Consider the following 13,004-nt stretch of genomic DNA (forward strand, 5'->3'; position numbering starts at 1 on the left):
CATGCAGGATGAATTCAACGACCCGCTTTGGCGCCAGATCCTGTCTGGCGCACAAATGCTCTTCGTAGCATTTGGCGCGCTGGTGTTGATGCCACTGATCACAGGTCTTGATCCAAACGTTGCGCTGTTTACCGCAGGCCTGGGCACATTGCTGTTCCAGGTCGTCACGGGGCGCCAAGTGCCGGTGTTCCTGGCCTCGAGCTTTGCCTTTATCACCCCGATCATTCTCGCCAAGGGCCAGTTCGGCCTTGCGGCGACCATGGGCGGGGTGATGGCGGCGGGTTTCGTCTACACCTTCCTCGGCCTGGCCGTGAAGATCAAAGGCACCGGTTTTATCGACCGGCTGCTGCCGCCCGTGGTGATCGGACCGGTGATCATCTCCATCGGCCTGGCCATGGCGCCGATTGCCGCGAACATGGCAATGGGCAAGTCGGGCGACGGTGCCGAGCTGATCCACTACCAGACGGCAATGCTGATCTCGATGCCGGCGCTGCTGACCACGCTGATCGTGGCCGTATTCGGCAAGGGCATTTTCCGCCTGGTGCCGATCATTGCCGGGGTGCTGGTGGGTTTTGGCATGTCGTTCTACTTTGGCGTGGTCGACACCGCGAAGATCGCCGCCGCCCCGTGGTTCGCCCTGCCCCACTTCACCGCGCCGGAATTCAACTGGCAGGCGATTCTGTTCATCGTCCCGGTAGCCCTGGCACCAGCCATTGAACACATCGGCGGCGTGATTGCCGTGGGTAGCGTGACCGGTCGCGATTACCTGAAAAAGCCCGGCCTGCATCGCACGCTATTGGGCGACGGCATCGCCACCACCACGGCTGGCCTGTTCGGCGGCCCGCCCAACACTACCTACGCCGAAGTGACCGGCGCGGTAATGCTGACCAAGAACTACAACCCGAAAATCATGACCTGGGCGGCGGTATTTGCCATCACCCTGGCCTTTGTCGGCAAGTTCGGCGCGCTGCTGCAGAGCATTCCGGTGCCGGTGATGGGCGGGATTCTGTGCCTGCTGTTCGGTTCGATTGCGGCGGTGGGGATGAACACCTTGATCCGTCACAAGATCGACCTGGGGGAGGCGCGCAATCTGGTGATTGTGTCGGTGACCCTGGTGTTCGGGATAGGTGGTGTGCTGATCGGCACCGGCACTGGCCCGGACGATTTCGGCCTCAAGGGCATCGCCCTGTGCGCGGTGGTAGCGATTGGCCTGAACCTGCTGCTGCCGGGCAATGATGGCTGGAAGCACAAGAAGCCGGACGAGCCGTTGCTCTGAAGGTTAGGGACTGTCGGTGTTGCTGATGGCCTCATCGCGGGCAAGCCCGGCTCCCACATGGGAACGCATTCCAATGTGGGAGCCGGGCTTGCCCGCGATGAGGCCAGTCCAGCCAATATAGATCTAAGCCTTAAAGATCGCCCAAGCCATCGATCAACGCCTGGTTCTGCTCAGGCGTACCGATGCTGATCCGCAGGAACTGGGCAATCCGCTCCTGCTTGAAGTGCCGCACGATCACCCCTTGCTCACGCAGCTTGGCCGCCAGGCTGGCCGCGTCGTGCCGTGGGTGGCGAGCGAAGATGAAGTTGGCAGCCGACGGTAGCACTTCAAAGCCTTTGTCCTGCAACTGCGCAACCACCTTCTCGCGGCTGTCGATCACCAATTGGCAGGTCTTCTCGAAGTATTCACGATCTTCAAAGGCCGCCGCCGCGCCGACAATCGCCAGGCGATCCAGTGGATAGGAGTTGAAGCTGTTCTTGACCCGCTCCAGCGCCTCGATCAGGTCCGGATGCCCCACCGCCAGGCCTACCCGCAAACCGGCCAGTGAGCGCGATTTGGAGAGGGTCTGGGTGACCAGCAGGTTGGGGTAGCGATCCACCAGGCTGATGGCGGTTTCGCCGCCGAAGTCGATATAGGCTTCATCGACCACCACCACCGAATCCGGGCTGGCCTTGAGCAGCTGCTCCACCGCGTCCAGCGCCAGCACGCAGCCGGTCGGCGCGTTCGGGTTGGGGAAGATGATCCCGCCGTTGGGCTTAGCGTAGTCCGCCACGCGGATCTGGAACTGCTCGTCCAGCGGCACCGGGGCCGAGGTGATGCCATACAGGCCGCAGTACACCGGGTAGAAGCTGTAGCTGATATCCGGGAACAACAGTGGCAGGTCGTGCTGGAACAGACCGTGGAAGATATGCGCCAGGACTTCGTCGGAACCGTTACCGAGGAAGACCTTGCTTCCATCCACCCCGTAGTACTTGGCCACGGCCTGCTTGAGCAGGTCGCTGTTGGGGTCCGGGTACAAACGCAGGTTGTCGTTCAACTCGGCCTGCATCGCCGCCAGGGCCTTGGGCGACGGGCCATAGGGGTTTTCGTTGGTGTTGAGCTTGACCAGCTTGGTCAGCTTCGGCTGCTCGCCGGGCACGTAAGGCACGAGGTCCTTGACGAAAGGGCTCCAGAATTTGCTCATGTCTTACTCCCCCTTGACGATGCGGTATTCGGCGCTGCGGGCGTGCGCGCTCAACGATTCACCACGGGCCAGCACCGAGGCGGTCTTGCCCAGTTCCGAAGCCCCTTGTGGCGAGCAAAAGATGATCGACGAGCGCTTCTGGAAGTCATACACCCCCAGCGGCGACGAAAATCGCGCAGTGCCCGAGGTCGGCAACACGTGGTTGGGGCCGGCGCAGTAGTCACCCAGGGCTTCGCTGGTGTGGCGGCCCATGAAGATCGCACCGGCGTGGCGAATCGATGGCAGCCACGCCTGTGGGTCGGCCACCGACAGCTCCAAGTGCTCAGGGGCAATGCGGTTGGCCACTTCGATAGCCTGTTCCATGTCCCGCACCTGGATCAGCGCACCCCGGCCATTGATCGACTTCTCGATAATCTCGGCGCGGTCCATGGTCGGCAGCAACTTGTTGATGCTGGCCGCCACCTTGTCGAGGAACTCGGCGTCGGGGCTGACCAGGATCGCCTGGGCGTCTTCGTCGTGCTCGGCCTGGGAGAACAGGTCCATGGCGATCCAGTCCGGATCGGTCTGGCCGTCGCACACCACGAGGATTTCCGAAGGGCCGGCGATCATGTCGATCCCGACTTGGCCAAACACATGGCGCTTGGCGGTGGCGACATAGATGTTGCCGGGGCCGACCACCTTGTCTACTTTCGGCACGCTTTCGGTGCCATAGGCCAACGCGGCGACGGCCTGGGCGCCACCGATGGTAAACACGCGGTCAACGCCTGCGATGCAAGCGGCAGCCAGCACCAGTTCGTTGATTTCACCGCGCGGGGTCGGGACCACCATGACCACTTCGGTCACGCCCGCCACTTTGGCGGGAATGGCATTCATCAGCACCGACGAAGGGTATGAAGCCTTGCCGCCTGGCACGTACAGGCCGGCGCGGTCCAGGGGCGTGACTTTCTGCCCCAGCACCGTGCCATCAGCCTCGGTGTAGCTCCAGGAATCCTGCTTCTGTTTTTCGTGGTAGCTACGCACCCGCGCGGCCGCGACTTCCAGGGCTTCACGCTGGGGCGCGGTGATGCGCGTCAGGGCCAACTCCAGGCGTTCGCGGGGCAGGATCAGGTCGGCCATGGACTTGACGTCCAGGCCGTCGAACTGGCGGGTAAAGTCCACCAGCGCCGCATCGCCGCGCTCACGCACGGCCTTGATGATGTCGAGCACCCGCTGGTTGACCGAGTCGTCGGACACACTTTCCCAGCTCAGCAGATGATCCAGATGATGGGCGAAATCCGGGTCGGCAGCGTTGAGTCGGGCAATTGCAGTGGACGTGGTCATAGCGAGGGCCTCAATAGTATTGGCAAAAACTCAGGCGCCCTAAACTAGCAGTCGTTTCCGCTTGGGCACCTGAGAATTCTGGCTATGAGGCGGATAGACGGGCGCGACCTAGGGCCGCGCAGGTGAGTCAACCGCGGTGTCGAGACTCCACTGCCTTGCGCAGGGTGTCGATCAACGCCTGGATCCGGGCGTGCTGCATTTTCATCGAAGCTTTGTTGACGATCAGGCGGGAGCTGATGTCAGCGATAAAGTCCTGGGGTTCCAGGCCGTTGGCGCGCAGGGTGTTGCCGGTGTCGACCACGTCGATGATCTTGTCGGCCAGGCCGATCAGCGGTGCCAGTTCCATCGAGCCATAGAGCTTGATGATATCGACCTGGCGGCCTTGCTCGGCGTAATAACGCTTGGCGACGTTGACGAACTTGGTGGCCACCCGCAGGCGGCCTTTTGGCTCGACGTCACCGACACGACCGGCAGTCATCAGCTTGCACAGGGCGATACGCAGGTCCAGCGGCTCGTACAGGCCCTGGCCGCCGTATTCCATCAACACGTCTTTACCGGCGACACCAAGGTCGGCGGCACCATGTTCCACGTAGGTCGGCACGTCGGTAGCCCGCACGATCAACAGGCGAACGTCGTCCTGGGTCGTGGGGATGATCAGCTTGCGGCTCTTGTCCGGATTCTCGGTCGGCACGATGCCCGCTTCAGCCAGAAGCGGCAAAGTATCGTCAAGGATGCGGCCCTTGGACAGTGCGATGGTCAACATGGGAAACGTCAGTCCTTCATCAGGCTATTGCTGTCCGGTCGCAAACGGCGCCAGACACAGATCGAGGCCATTACAGCCTCGATTTGAAACAAATTCAGCCAAGGCGTGCCTGTGCACACCTCGGGCGGGCGCTTCCCTGCGCCCGAGCAGTGGGGACTAGCCCGGTACGCGGCGAATTTTTGCGCCGAGCATCTGCAGTTTTTCTTCGATGCACTCGTAGCCACGGTCTATGTGGTAGATGCGATCGATCAGGGTGTCGCCGTCAGCGCACAGCGCCGAGATCACCAGGCTGGCCGAAGCCCGCAGGTCGGTGGCCATTACTGGCGCGCCCTTGAGCTGCTCGATACCGGTGACGATGGCTGTGTTGCCTTCGACCTGGATCTTGGCGCCCATGCGGTGCAGTTCGTACACGTGCATGAAACGGTTCTCGAAGATGGTCTCGATCACAGCACCGGTGCCTTCGGCAATCGCGTTCAGGGAGATGAACTGCGCCTGCATGTCGGTCGGGAACGCCGGGTACGGAGCGGTACGCACGTTGACGGCTTTTGGCCGCTTGCCGTGCATGTTCAGCTCGATCCAGTCTTCGCCGGTGGTGATTTCGGCACCCGCTTCGCGCAGTTTTTCCAGGACCGCTTCCAGGATGGTCGGATCGGTATCCTTGACCTTGACGCGACCACCGGTGACGGCAGCAGCAACCAGGTAGGTACCGGTCTCGATACGGTCCGGCATGACCTTATAGGTAGCCGAGTGCAGGCGCTTCACACCGTCGATGGTGATGGTGTCGGTGCCGGCGCCAGTGATGTTGGCACCCATGGCGATCAGGAAGTTGGCCAGGTCGACCACTTCCGGCTCGCGCGCGGCGTTTTGCAGGACGCTGCGGCCGTTGGCCAGGGCAGCGGCCATCATGATGTTCTCGGTACCGGTCACGCTGACGGTATCAAAGAAGAAGTTCGCGCCACGCAGGCCGCCTTCCGGCGCCTTGGCCTTGATGTAGCCGCCTTCGACGTCGATGGTCGCACCCATGGCTTCAAGGCCACGGATGTGCAGGTCCACCGGCCGCGAGCCAATGGCGCAACCGCCAGGCAGTGCCACTTCGGCTTCGCCGAAACGGGCAACCATCGGGCCCAGTACCAGGATCGAGGCACGCATGGTTTTCACCAGTTCGTACGGGGCGATCAGGGTCTTGATGGTGCGCGGGTCGATTTCGACCGACAGCTTCTCGTCGATCACCGGCTCAATGCCCATGCGACCGAACAGCTCGATCATGGTGGTGATGTCGTGCAGGTGCGGCAGGTTGGCTACGGTAACCGGGCCATCACACAGCAAGGTAGCAGCCAGGATCGGCAAGGCCGAGTTTTTAGCCCCGGAGATACGGATTTCGCCATCAAGACGGGCACCGCCGGTAATAATCAATTTATCCATAAGAATCTCGACGCCTTGGGGGCTCAGGTGCGCTCGGCCCAGGCCGCGCGGCTGAAAAATTTCATAGTGACCGCATGGATGCTGCCATCGGTGATCCACGGGTTCAAATGGGCATAGATCTGCTGCTGACGCTTGACCGGGCTCAATGCCGCCAGTTCATCGCTAATCACGTTCAGCTGGAAATTGCAGCCTTCGCCTTCAACTGCAACCTCAGTATTCGGCAGCTTTCCTTCAAGGAAGCTTTTAACTTCTAGGGCCTGCATGCTCAACCTCTATCGGCGCCCAGTGCGCGCGGGTCGCACATCATACAAAAAAGCCCCGCGCCTGCGAACCCCGCATAGCAGGACTCTGACGGGGGGCTTCTTCAATAATGTGTATTAAGGATGCGCCAACAGCTCGGCCAGACCGCAAACCTGGGCAATTTCCCGCATATCCTCGGGTAATGCACGAATACTGGCAGGTTTGTTGACCGCCGCGGCGTCGCGTAGGAAACACAGGAGCAATGACAAGCCAACACTGCTGGACTTCACCACCGCCGAGCAGTCGATAACCACTGCCGACGCAGTGCTGGCATTGATCAGCGCCTGGCCCTGCTTGCGCAGGGCCGGCCCGGTGCTGTAGTCGAGCACGCCACTCAAGAGCAGCTCGCCGGCCTGGCCTTGACGAACAGCCGACTCAGTCATGGGGCCTGCTTCTCTGCGGCTTCTTCGGTCACTTCCTTGGCCTTGGCCACTTCGCCGGCCCAACCATCGATGGTCTTGTCCAGATCGTTGCCATTGCGCTGCATGGCATCGGCGAACTGGTCACGGAACAGCTTGCCGATGTTGATGCCGTTGATGATCACGTTGCGCACTTTCCATTCACCGTTGATTTTCTCGAGGGTGTAGGAAACCGGGTAGATCGAGCCATTGTTGCCCTTGACCTGCATATCCACGCTGGTACGGTTGCCAGACTCATCCTTGGCCGGAGATACGACGATACCCTGGTTGTTGTATTCCAGCAGGGCGTTGCCGTAGAACTGCATCAGGCTGCGCTTGAAGTTTTCCTGGAAGCGCTGCATCTGCGCAGGCGTGGCCTTGCGCGAGTACTTGACGGTCATGATGCTGCGGGAGATGCCATCAGCATCGACCACCGGGCCCACGATACCGTTGAGGGCATCGTAGAACGCGCTTGGGCTCTGCTTGTACTGCTCTTTGTTTGCGGCAAGGTCAGCCAGCAGCTCTTTGGTGGTTCTATCAATTATGTCGTGCGCCGAAGGCGCTGCCACGGCGTTAGCCATCAATGGCAAGGCTGCCAACAGCACCAACAGGCCACGTCGCAAGGTTGAGATCATGAACAAACTCCTCATTTGGCGTCTTTACTAACCGTATTAAGCAGGAATTTACCGATCAGGTCCTCCAGCACCAACGACGACTGTGTGTCATGAATGGTCGAACCATCCTTGAGCAAGGCTTCTTCCCCGCCCACGCTGATACCGATGTACTTCTCGCCCAGCAGACCCGCCGTGAGGATAGACGCCGTGGAGTCAGTCGGCAGGTTATCTACCTTCTTGTCCAGTTGCAGGGTCACTCGGCCGGTGAAGCTGTCGCGGTCCAGATCGATTGCCGTGACCTTGCCGATGGTCACACCGGCCATGGTCACTTTGGATCTGACCGTCAAACCGGCGATATTGTCGAAGTAGGCGTAAAGTTTATAGGTGTCGGCGCTGGAGCTGGCCGACAAGCCGCTGACTCGCAGGGCAAGCAACAGTAAAGCCAGGATGCCAGCCAGCAAGAAAAGGCCGACACCGATTTCCACAGTGCGGTTTTGCATCAGAAATCTCCAAACATCAAGGCGGTCAAAATGAAGTCAAGACCCAGTACCGCCAGCGAGGCGTACACAACGGTCTTGGTGGTGGCACGACTGATCCCTTCTGAAGTGGGCTCACAGTCATAGCCTTGGAATACGGCGATCCAAGTCACGACGAAGGCGAAGACGATGCTCTTGATAATGCCATTGAGCACGTCACCGCTGAACGTCACGCTGTTTTGCATGTTGGCCCAGTAGGAGCCGTCGTAGACCCCCAGCCAGTCCACTGCCACCCATGAGCCGCCCCAGATCCCGACCACGCTGAAAATCATCGCCAGCAGAGGCAGGGAAATGAAGCCGGCCCACAGGCGCGGGGCAACGATGTACTTGAGCGGGTCCACGCCGATCATTTCCAGGCTGGACAACTGCTCGGTGGCCTTCATGTTGCCGATCTCCGCAGTCAACGCAGAACCGGCGCGCCCGGCAAACAGCAACGCGGTGACCACCGGCCCCAGTTCACGCAGCAGCGTCAGCGCAACCATCTGCCCCACCGCCTGCTCGGAACCGTAGCTGGACAGGATATTGAAGCCCTGCAACGCCAGCACCATGCCGATGAAAACCCCGGAGACCACGATGATCACCAGGGACATCACGCCCACCGAGTGCAACTGCTTGAGCAGCAAGCCAAAACCGCCGCCGATACTGCCGCGGCCCAGCAAGGCGTGAAACAGGAAAATCGTCGAACGCCCGAGCACTTCGACAATGTCGATGCCGGAACGACCGAAAAGGCGAACCTTCTCGATTAAAGATGTCTTGCGCATCAGCGCTTCCCCAGGAGATCTGCGCGGTAATCCGCTGCCGGAAAATGAAAAGGCACCGGGCCATCAGGATCGCCGGTCATGAATTGGCGAATGCGCGGGTTATCAGCGTTCATCAGCTCTTCAGGCGTGCCCTGGCCCAATACCTGGCCATCGCCGACCACATAGAGGTAGTCGGCAATGCTCGCGGTTTCGGCCAGGTCGTGGGAAACCACGATACTGGTGATGCCCAGCGCATCGTTGAGCAGGCGGATCAGGCGCACCAGGACGCCCATGGCGATAGGGTCCTGGCCGACGAACGGCTCGTCATACATGAGGATCTGCGGGTCGAGCGCAATCGCCCGCGCCAGGGCGACACGCCGCTTCATACCGCCGGAGAGTTCATCTGGCATCAGGTCGATGGCACCGCGAAGGCCGACGGCCTGCAGCTTCAACAAAACAATGTCACGAATCATTTCTTCGGACAGCTGGGTGTGCACTCGCAGCGGGAACGCGACGTTTTCGAAAACATCGAGGTCGGTGAACAGAGCGCCGCTCTGGAACAGCACCCCCATGTGCTTGCGCGCATCGAACAAGTCGCTGCGCGACAGGGTCGGCAGGTTCTGGCCATTGACCCAGACCTCCCCGGCAGTCGGACGCAACTGCATGCCCATCAGGCGCAGCAGAGTCGTCTTGCCGCAACCGGAAGGGCCCATGATACCCGTCACCTTGCCGCGGGGAATGCGAATATCGACATTATTGAAGATGCTGCGCGTACCGCGCTTGAAGGAAAGGCCCTTCAGCTCGACCGCGTAGGCGTTATCGGCACTCATCTAAACTCCTTGGGATGCAGCTTCTCACTCAGACACCATGCTTGGGACAACTGCTTGCGACAGTTAGACACATGTGCGCTGCGCGGACCGAACTGGCGGCGAACTATATCACTGCTGACGTAGAGCGCCCAAGGCCGCAGCAGCGCTTGTTCAGAAACAGGACAGGTAAAAAGCGCATTTGGGACTGATCTCACTCTCTAGAAGAACAACAGCTGACGAACTTGCGTGAGGGAATTGCTCAATCCCGCTATAATCGCCGACTTTTCGTCAGGCTATACGATTTCAGACATGAGCCAATCCAACGACCTTATTCAATCCGCACAACGCACCATCCGCCTCGAGCTTGAAGCCGTAGAAGGCTTGCTGGCCCATATCGACGCAGATTTCGTACGCGCCTGCGAGATGATCCTGGCCAGTAAAGGCCGGGTTGTCGTGGTCGGCATGGGCAAGTCAGGCCATGTCGGCAACAAGATTGCCGCCACCCTGGCGAGCACCGGCACCACGGCTTTTTTCGTGCACCCGGCCGAAGCCAGCCACGGTGACATGGGCATGATTACCCGCGACGACGTGATCGTCGCCCTGTCCAACTCCGGCACCACCAACGAAATCGTGACCCTGCTGCCCCTGATCAAGCGCCTGGGCATCAAGCTGATCAGCATGACCGGTAACCCGGACTCGACGCTGGCCAAGGCCGCCGAAGTGAACCTGAACGTGCATGTGACCCATGAAGCCTGCCCACTGAACCTGGCGCCGACCTCCTCCACCACCGCCGCCCTGGTCATGGGCGACGCGCTAGCCGTAGCCCTGCTGGAAGCCCGTGGTTTTACTGCCGAAGACTTCGCCTTTTCCCACCCGGGTGGCGCCCTTGGCCGTCGCCTGCTGCTGAAAGTGGAAAACGTCATGCATGCTGGCGATGAGCTGCCACAGGTACAGCGCGGCACCCTGCTCAAGGACGCGCTGATGGAAATGACCCGCAAGGGCCTGGGCATGACCGTGATCCTCGAGGCCGACGGGCGCCTGGCCGGGGTGTTCACCGACGGCGACCTGCGTCGCACCCTGGACCGCACCATCGATATCCATACCGCGACTATCGATCAAGTCATGACCCCCCACGGCAAGACCGCCCGCGCCGAAATGCTCGCGGCGGAAGCCCTGAAGATCATGGAAGACCATAAAATCGGCGCCCTGGTGGTGGTCGATGATGCCGATCATCCGATTGGCGCCCTGAACATGCACGATTTGCTGCGCGCAGGAGTGATGTAAATGAGCAACGACCTGTTGCAACGGGGCAAGGCCATCAAACTGGCAATTTTCGATGTGGACGGCGTGCTGACCGATGGCCGCCTGTACTTCCTCGAAGACGGCAGTGAATTCAAGACGTTCAACACGCTGGACGGCCAGGGCATCAAGATGCTGATGGCCTCTGGCGTGCAAACCGCGATTATCAGTGGTCGCAAGACCCCGGTCGTGGAACGCCGCGCACAAAACCTGGGGATTCCTTACCTGTATCAGGGCCGCGAGGATAAACTGGTGGTCCTGGATGAGCTTCTTGGGAAACTCAACCTAAGCTATGAGCAGGTCGCCTATCTGGGTGACGACTTACCTGACTTGCCGGTGATTCGCCGCGTCGGCCTGGGCATGGCGGTGGCCAATGCCGCGTCATTTGTTCGCGAACACGCCCACGGCATTACCCAGGCCCGTGGCGGCGAAGGTGCCGCGCGCGAGTTCTGCGAGTTGATCCTGCGCGCCCAGGGCAGCCTTGAAGCGGCCCACGCCGCCTACCTATAGAGCCTTCTATGCTGAGCAAAAAGATTCGCAACTTCCTGATATTCGGAGCCATCGCCGCGCTGTTCCTCGCGGTGGGCTACTGGAATATCAGCCCGGAGCGCTTCCTCGACCAGCCTGTCGCGCAGGTCGACCAGGGCGCCATCGACTATTACGCCACCAACGCCTACAGCGTGCAGTTCCTGCCAGACGGCAAGGTGCAGTACGAAATGACGTCGGACAAGGTCGAACACCTGAAGGCTTCGGAGGTCACACTGCTGACCAATCCGGACCTGAACCTGTATCGCGGCACCGAATTTCCGTGGCACGTCACCAGCAAGCGTGGCGAGGTCAACCCGGACGGTACCGAAGTGGAGCTGATCGACTCGGTGCGTGTTGCCCGCACTGACGCCCAGAACCGCGACACCATTATTACCAGCAGTCGCATGACCGTATTCCCACAGAAGCAATATGCGCAGACCGAGCAAGACGTTAGAATCGACGGCGCTGGCGGTGTATCGACTGGCAAGGGAATGAAAGCGTATTTGAAAGAAAGCAGGATACACCTGCTATCGAACGTAAGAGGACAGTATGAGGCTCGTTAAAACCCTCCCTATTTTGCTCGGTCTGGGCGCAGCACTGGGAAGCGTGAGCGCCTGGGCTCTGCCGAACGATAGCCAGCAACCGATCCACATTCAGGCTGACGATGCGCAGTTGGATGACAAACAAGGTATCGCGACCTACAAGGGCGACGTAATCATCACTCAAGGCTCGATGAAGATTACCGGCAATACCGTAACCCTTACCCGCACCCCGGCTGGCGACATCGACGTCGTGACCTCGGTGGGCAACCTGGCCTATTTCGAGCAGCAACAGGCGGCGACCGACCCAGCTCCGATCAAGGGCTACGGCGTGACCATCCAGTACCATGCCCCGCAGAATCGCATCGTACTGACCGACCGCGCCAAAGTGATCAGCAGTGACGGCAACTCGACCGAAGGCGAGAAAATCGTCTACGACACCGTCAAGCAGGTCGCCACTGCCGGCCGCGCCAATGGCACCAAGGTCACTGCGCCACGTCCGCGCATCGACATGGTTATCCAGCCGAAGAAGAAGGCCCAGTAATGGCAACCCTGAAAGCCCAGCATCTGGCCAAGGCCTATAAAAGCCGTCAGGTCGTGCGCGACGTCAGCCTGTCGATCGACAGCGGCCAGATCGTCGGCCTGCTTGGCCCCAACGGTGCCGGCAAGACCACCTGCTTCTACATGATTGTCGGCCTGGTCCAGGCGGACCAGGGTCGCGTATTGATCGACGACCTGGACGTCAGCCACCAGCCCATGCACGGTCGTGCACGTGCCGGGATCGGCTATCTCCCCCAGGAGGCGTCGATCTTCCGCAAACTGTCGGTGTCCGACAACATCATGGCGATCCTTGAAACCCGCAAGGAACTGGATCGCGACGGACGCCGCCAGGAGCTGGAAAGCCTGCTGCAGGAGTTCCACATCAACCACATTCGCGACAACCTCGGCATGAGCCTGTCCGGCGGCGAGCGCCGTCGCGTGGAAATCGCCCGCGCCCTGGCCACTGCACCGAAGTTCATCCTGCTGGATGAACCCTTCGCCGGTGTCGACCCGATTTCGGTAGGCGACATCAAGCAGATCATCCATCACCTCAAGGCCAAGGGGATCGGCGTACTGATCACCGACCACAACGTGCGTGAGACCCTGGATATCTGCGAAACCGCCTACATCGTCAACGACGGCCAACTGATTGCCGAAGGCGACTCCGCCACCATCCTGGCCAACGAACTGGTCAAGGAAGTGTACCTGGGGCACGAGTTCCGCCTGTAAGCGCTGGG

Annotated in this window: 16 protein-coding genes; 6 read left to right on the plus strand and 10 right to left on the minus strand. The window is 60.5% G+C overall.

Features of this window, described 5'->3' with window-relative positions; genetic code table 11:
- Nucleotide 1: 1 nt before the first annotated feature.
- On the plus strand, nt 2-1,276 hold the full coding sequence (locus HBO05_RS06760; protein WP_169950858.1) for a uracil-xanthine permease family protein: 1,275 nt from the start codon (nt 2-4) through the stop codon (nt 1,274-1,276).
- Nucleotides 1,277-1,406: 130 nt separating this feature from the next.
- On the opposite strand, the gene hisC is transcribed toward HBO05_RS06760, so the two are convergent.
- The 10 genes from hisC to HBO05_RS06810 all read right to left on the minus strand — a co-directional run bounded on the left by hisC (nt 1,407) and on the right by HBO05_RS06810 (nt 9,382).
- Complete coding sequence (gene hisC, locus HBO05_RS06765) at nt 1,407-2,459, minus strand: histidinol-phosphate transaminase (RefSeq protein WP_172312119.1); 1,053 nt, start codon at nt 2,457-2,459, stop codon at nt 1,407-1,409.
- Nucleotides 2,460-2,462: 3 nt separating this feature from the next.
- Nucleotides 2,463-3,779: a histidinol dehydrogenase gene (hisD, locus tag HBO05_RS06770; protein WP_169950862.1), complete on the minus strand. Its 1,317-nt coding sequence runs from the start codon at nt 3,777-3,779 to the stop codon at nt 2,463-2,465.
- A gap of 127 nt (nt 3,780-3,906) precedes the next feature.
- Nucleotides 3,907-4,542 (minus strand): ATP phosphoribosyltransferase, encoded by a 636-nt coding sequence (gene hisG / locus HBO05_RS06775; RefSeq protein WP_003188599.1) that lies wholly within the window; start codon nt 4,540-4,542, stop codon nt 3,907-3,909.
- A gap of 156 nt (nt 4,543-4,698) precedes the next feature.
- On the minus strand, nt 4,699-5,964 hold the full coding sequence (gene murA, locus HBO05_RS06780; protein ID WP_029291769.1) for a UDP-N-acetylglucosamine 1-carboxyvinyltransferase: 1,266 nt from the start codon (nt 5,962-5,964) through the stop codon (nt 4,699-4,701).
- 23 nt (nt 5,965-5,987) lie between these two features.
- Complete coding sequence (locus HBO05_RS06785) at nt 5,988-6,227, minus strand: BolA family protein (RefSeq protein ID WP_010567702.1); 240 nt, start codon at nt 6,225-6,227, stop codon at nt 5,988-5,990.
- 114 nt (nt 6,228-6,341) lie between these two features.
- Nucleotides 6,342-6,647 carry an STAS domain-containing protein gene (locus tag HBO05_RS06790; protein WP_169950867.1) on the minus strand — a complete coding sequence of 102 codons (306 nt, stop codon included), beginning with the start codon at nt 6,645-6,647 and terminating at the stop codon, nt 6,342-6,344.
- A complete protein-coding gene (locus HBO05_RS06795) occupies nt 6,644-7,297 on the minus strand; it encodes an ABC transporter substrate-binding protein (protein ID WP_169950869.1) in 654 nt (217 codons plus the stop codon). The genes HBO05_RS06790 and HBO05_RS06795 overlap by 4 nt, the downstream gene beginning before the upstream one ends.
- Nucleotides 7,298-7,308: 11 nt before the next feature.
- Nucleotides 7,309-7,776 carry an outer membrane lipid asymmetry maintenance protein MlaD gene (gene mlaD / locus HBO05_RS06800; RefSeq protein WP_076963541.1) on the minus strand — a complete coding sequence of 156 codons (468 nt, stop codon included), beginning with the start codon at nt 7,774-7,776 and terminating at the stop codon, nt 7,309-7,311.
- Nucleotides 7,776-8,573 (minus strand): lipid asymmetry maintenance ABC transporter permease subunit MlaE, encoded by a 798-nt coding sequence (gene mlaE / locus HBO05_RS06805; RefSeq protein ID WP_170056740.1) that lies wholly within the window; start codon nt 8,571-8,573, stop codon nt 7,776-7,778. Before mlaE ends, mlaD begins: the two co-directional genes overlap by 1 nt.
- Nucleotides 8,573-9,382 carry an ATP-binding cassette domain-containing protein gene (locus HBO05_RS06810; protein WP_038443322.1) on the minus strand — a complete coding sequence of 270 codons (810 nt, stop codon included), beginning with the start codon at nt 9,380-9,382 and terminating at the stop codon, nt 8,573-8,575. The genes mlaE and HBO05_RS06810 overlap by 1 nt, the downstream gene beginning before the upstream one ends.
- 288 nt (nt 9,383-9,670) lie before the next feature.
- Here HBO05_RS06810 and HBO05_RS06815 point away from each other — a divergent pair, with 288 nt between their 5' ends.
- The 5 genes from HBO05_RS06815 to lptB are packed head-to-tail and all read left to right on the plus strand — an operon-like array spanning nt 9,671 to nt 12,996.
- Complete coding sequence (locus HBO05_RS06815; protein ID WP_169950873.1) at nt 9,671-10,645, plus strand: KpsF/GutQ family sugar-phosphate isomerase; 975 nt, start codon at nt 9,671-9,673, stop codon at nt 10,643-10,645.
- Nucleotides 10,646-11,170 (plus strand): HAD family hydrolase, encoded by a 525-nt coding sequence (locus HBO05_RS06820; RefSeq protein ID WP_032860082.1) that lies wholly within the window; start codon nt 10,646-10,648, stop codon nt 11,168-11,170.
- Nucleotides 11,171-11,178: 8 nt separating this feature from the next.
- Entirely contained in the window at nt 11,179-11,751 is a 573-nt protein-coding gene (gene lptC, locus HBO05_RS06825; RefSeq protein ID WP_169950875.1) for an LPS export ABC transporter periplasmic protein LptC, read from the plus strand.
- On the plus strand, nt 11,738-12,271 hold the full coding sequence (gene lptA, locus HBO05_RS06830; protein ID WP_169950877.1) for a lipopolysaccharide transport periplasmic protein LptA: 534 nt from the start codon (nt 11,738-11,740) through the stop codon (nt 12,269-12,271). Before lptC ends, lptA begins: the two co-directional genes overlap by 14 nt.
- On the plus strand, nt 12,271-12,996 hold the full coding sequence (lptB, locus tag HBO05_RS06835) for an LPS export ABC transporter ATP-binding protein (RefSeq protein ID WP_029291791.1): 726 nt from the start codon (nt 12,271-12,273) through the stop codon (nt 12,994-12,996). The genes lptA and lptB overlap by 1 nt, the downstream gene beginning before the upstream one ends.
- Nucleotides 12,997-13,004: the final 8 nt, after the last annotated feature.

Source organism: Pseudomonas sp. WS 5079 (assembly GCF_012985465.1).
In the GTDB taxonomy this organism is placed as follows: Bacteria; Pseudomonadota; Gammaproteobacteria; order Pseudomonadales; family Pseudomonadaceae; genus Aquipseudomonas.

Excerpts from the sequence above, each read along its gene's own strand:
- HBO05_RS06760 (WP_169950858.1), top strand. The coding sequence starts at position 2 with ATGCAGGATGAATTCAACGACCCGCTTTGGCGCCAGATCCTGTCTGGC.
- hisC (WP_172312119.1), bottom strand. The coding sequence starts at position 2,459 with ATGAGCAAATTCTGGAGCCCTTTCGTCAAGGACCTCGTGCCTTACGTG.
- hisD (WP_169950862.1), bottom strand. The coding sequence starts at position 3,779 with ATGACCACGTCCACTGCAATTGCCCGACTCAACGCTGCCGACCCGGAT.
- hisG (WP_003188599.1), bottom strand. The coding sequence starts at position 4,542 with ATGTTGACCATCGCACTGTCCAAGGGCCGCATCCTTGACGATACTTTG.
- murA (WP_029291769.1), bottom strand. The coding sequence starts at position 5,964 with ATGGATAAATTGATTATTACCGGCGGTGCCCGTCTTGATGGCGAAATC.
- HBO05_RS06785 (WP_010567702.1), bottom strand. The coding sequence starts at position 6,227 with ATGCAGGCCCTAGAAGTTAAAAGCTTCCTTGAAGGAAAGCTGCCGAAT.
- HBO05_RS06790 (WP_169950867.1), bottom strand. The coding sequence starts at position 6,647 with ATGACTGAGTCGGCTGTTCGTCAAGGCCAGGCCGGCGAGCTGCTCTTG.
- HBO05_RS06795 (WP_169950869.1), bottom strand. The coding sequence starts at position 7,297 with ATGATCTCAACCTTGCGACGTGGCCTGTTGGTGCTGTTGGCAGCCTTG.
- mlaD (WP_076963541.1), bottom strand. The coding sequence starts at position 7,776 with ATGCAAAACCGCACTGTGGAAATCGGTGTCGGCCTTTTCTTGCTGGCT.
- mlaE (WP_170056740.1), bottom strand. The coding sequence starts at position 8,573 with ATGCGCAAGACATCTTTAATCGAGAAGGTTCGCCTTTTCGGTCGTTCC.
- HBO05_RS06810 (WP_038443322.1), bottom strand. The coding sequence starts at position 9,382 with ATGAGTGCCGATAACGCCTACGCGGTCGAGCTGAAGGGCCTTTCCTTC.
- HBO05_RS06815 (WP_169950873.1), top strand. The coding sequence starts at position 9,671 with ATGAGCCAATCCAACGACCTTATTCAATCCGCACAACGCACCATCCGC.
- HBO05_RS06820 (WP_032860082.1), top strand. The coding sequence starts at position 10,646 with ATGAGCAACGACCTGTTGCAACGGGGCAAGGCCATCAAACTGGCAATT.
- lptC (WP_169950875.1), top strand. The coding sequence starts at position 11,179 with ATGCTGAGCAAAAAGATTCGCAACTTCCTGATATTCGGAGCCATCGCC.
- lptA (WP_169950877.1), top strand. The coding sequence starts at position 11,738 with ATGAGGCTCGTTAAAACCCTCCCTATTTTGCTCGGTCTGGGCGCAGCA.
- lptB (WP_029291791.1), top strand. The coding sequence starts at position 12,271 with ATGGCAACCCTGAAAGCCCAGCATCTGGCCAAGGCCTATAAAAGCCGT.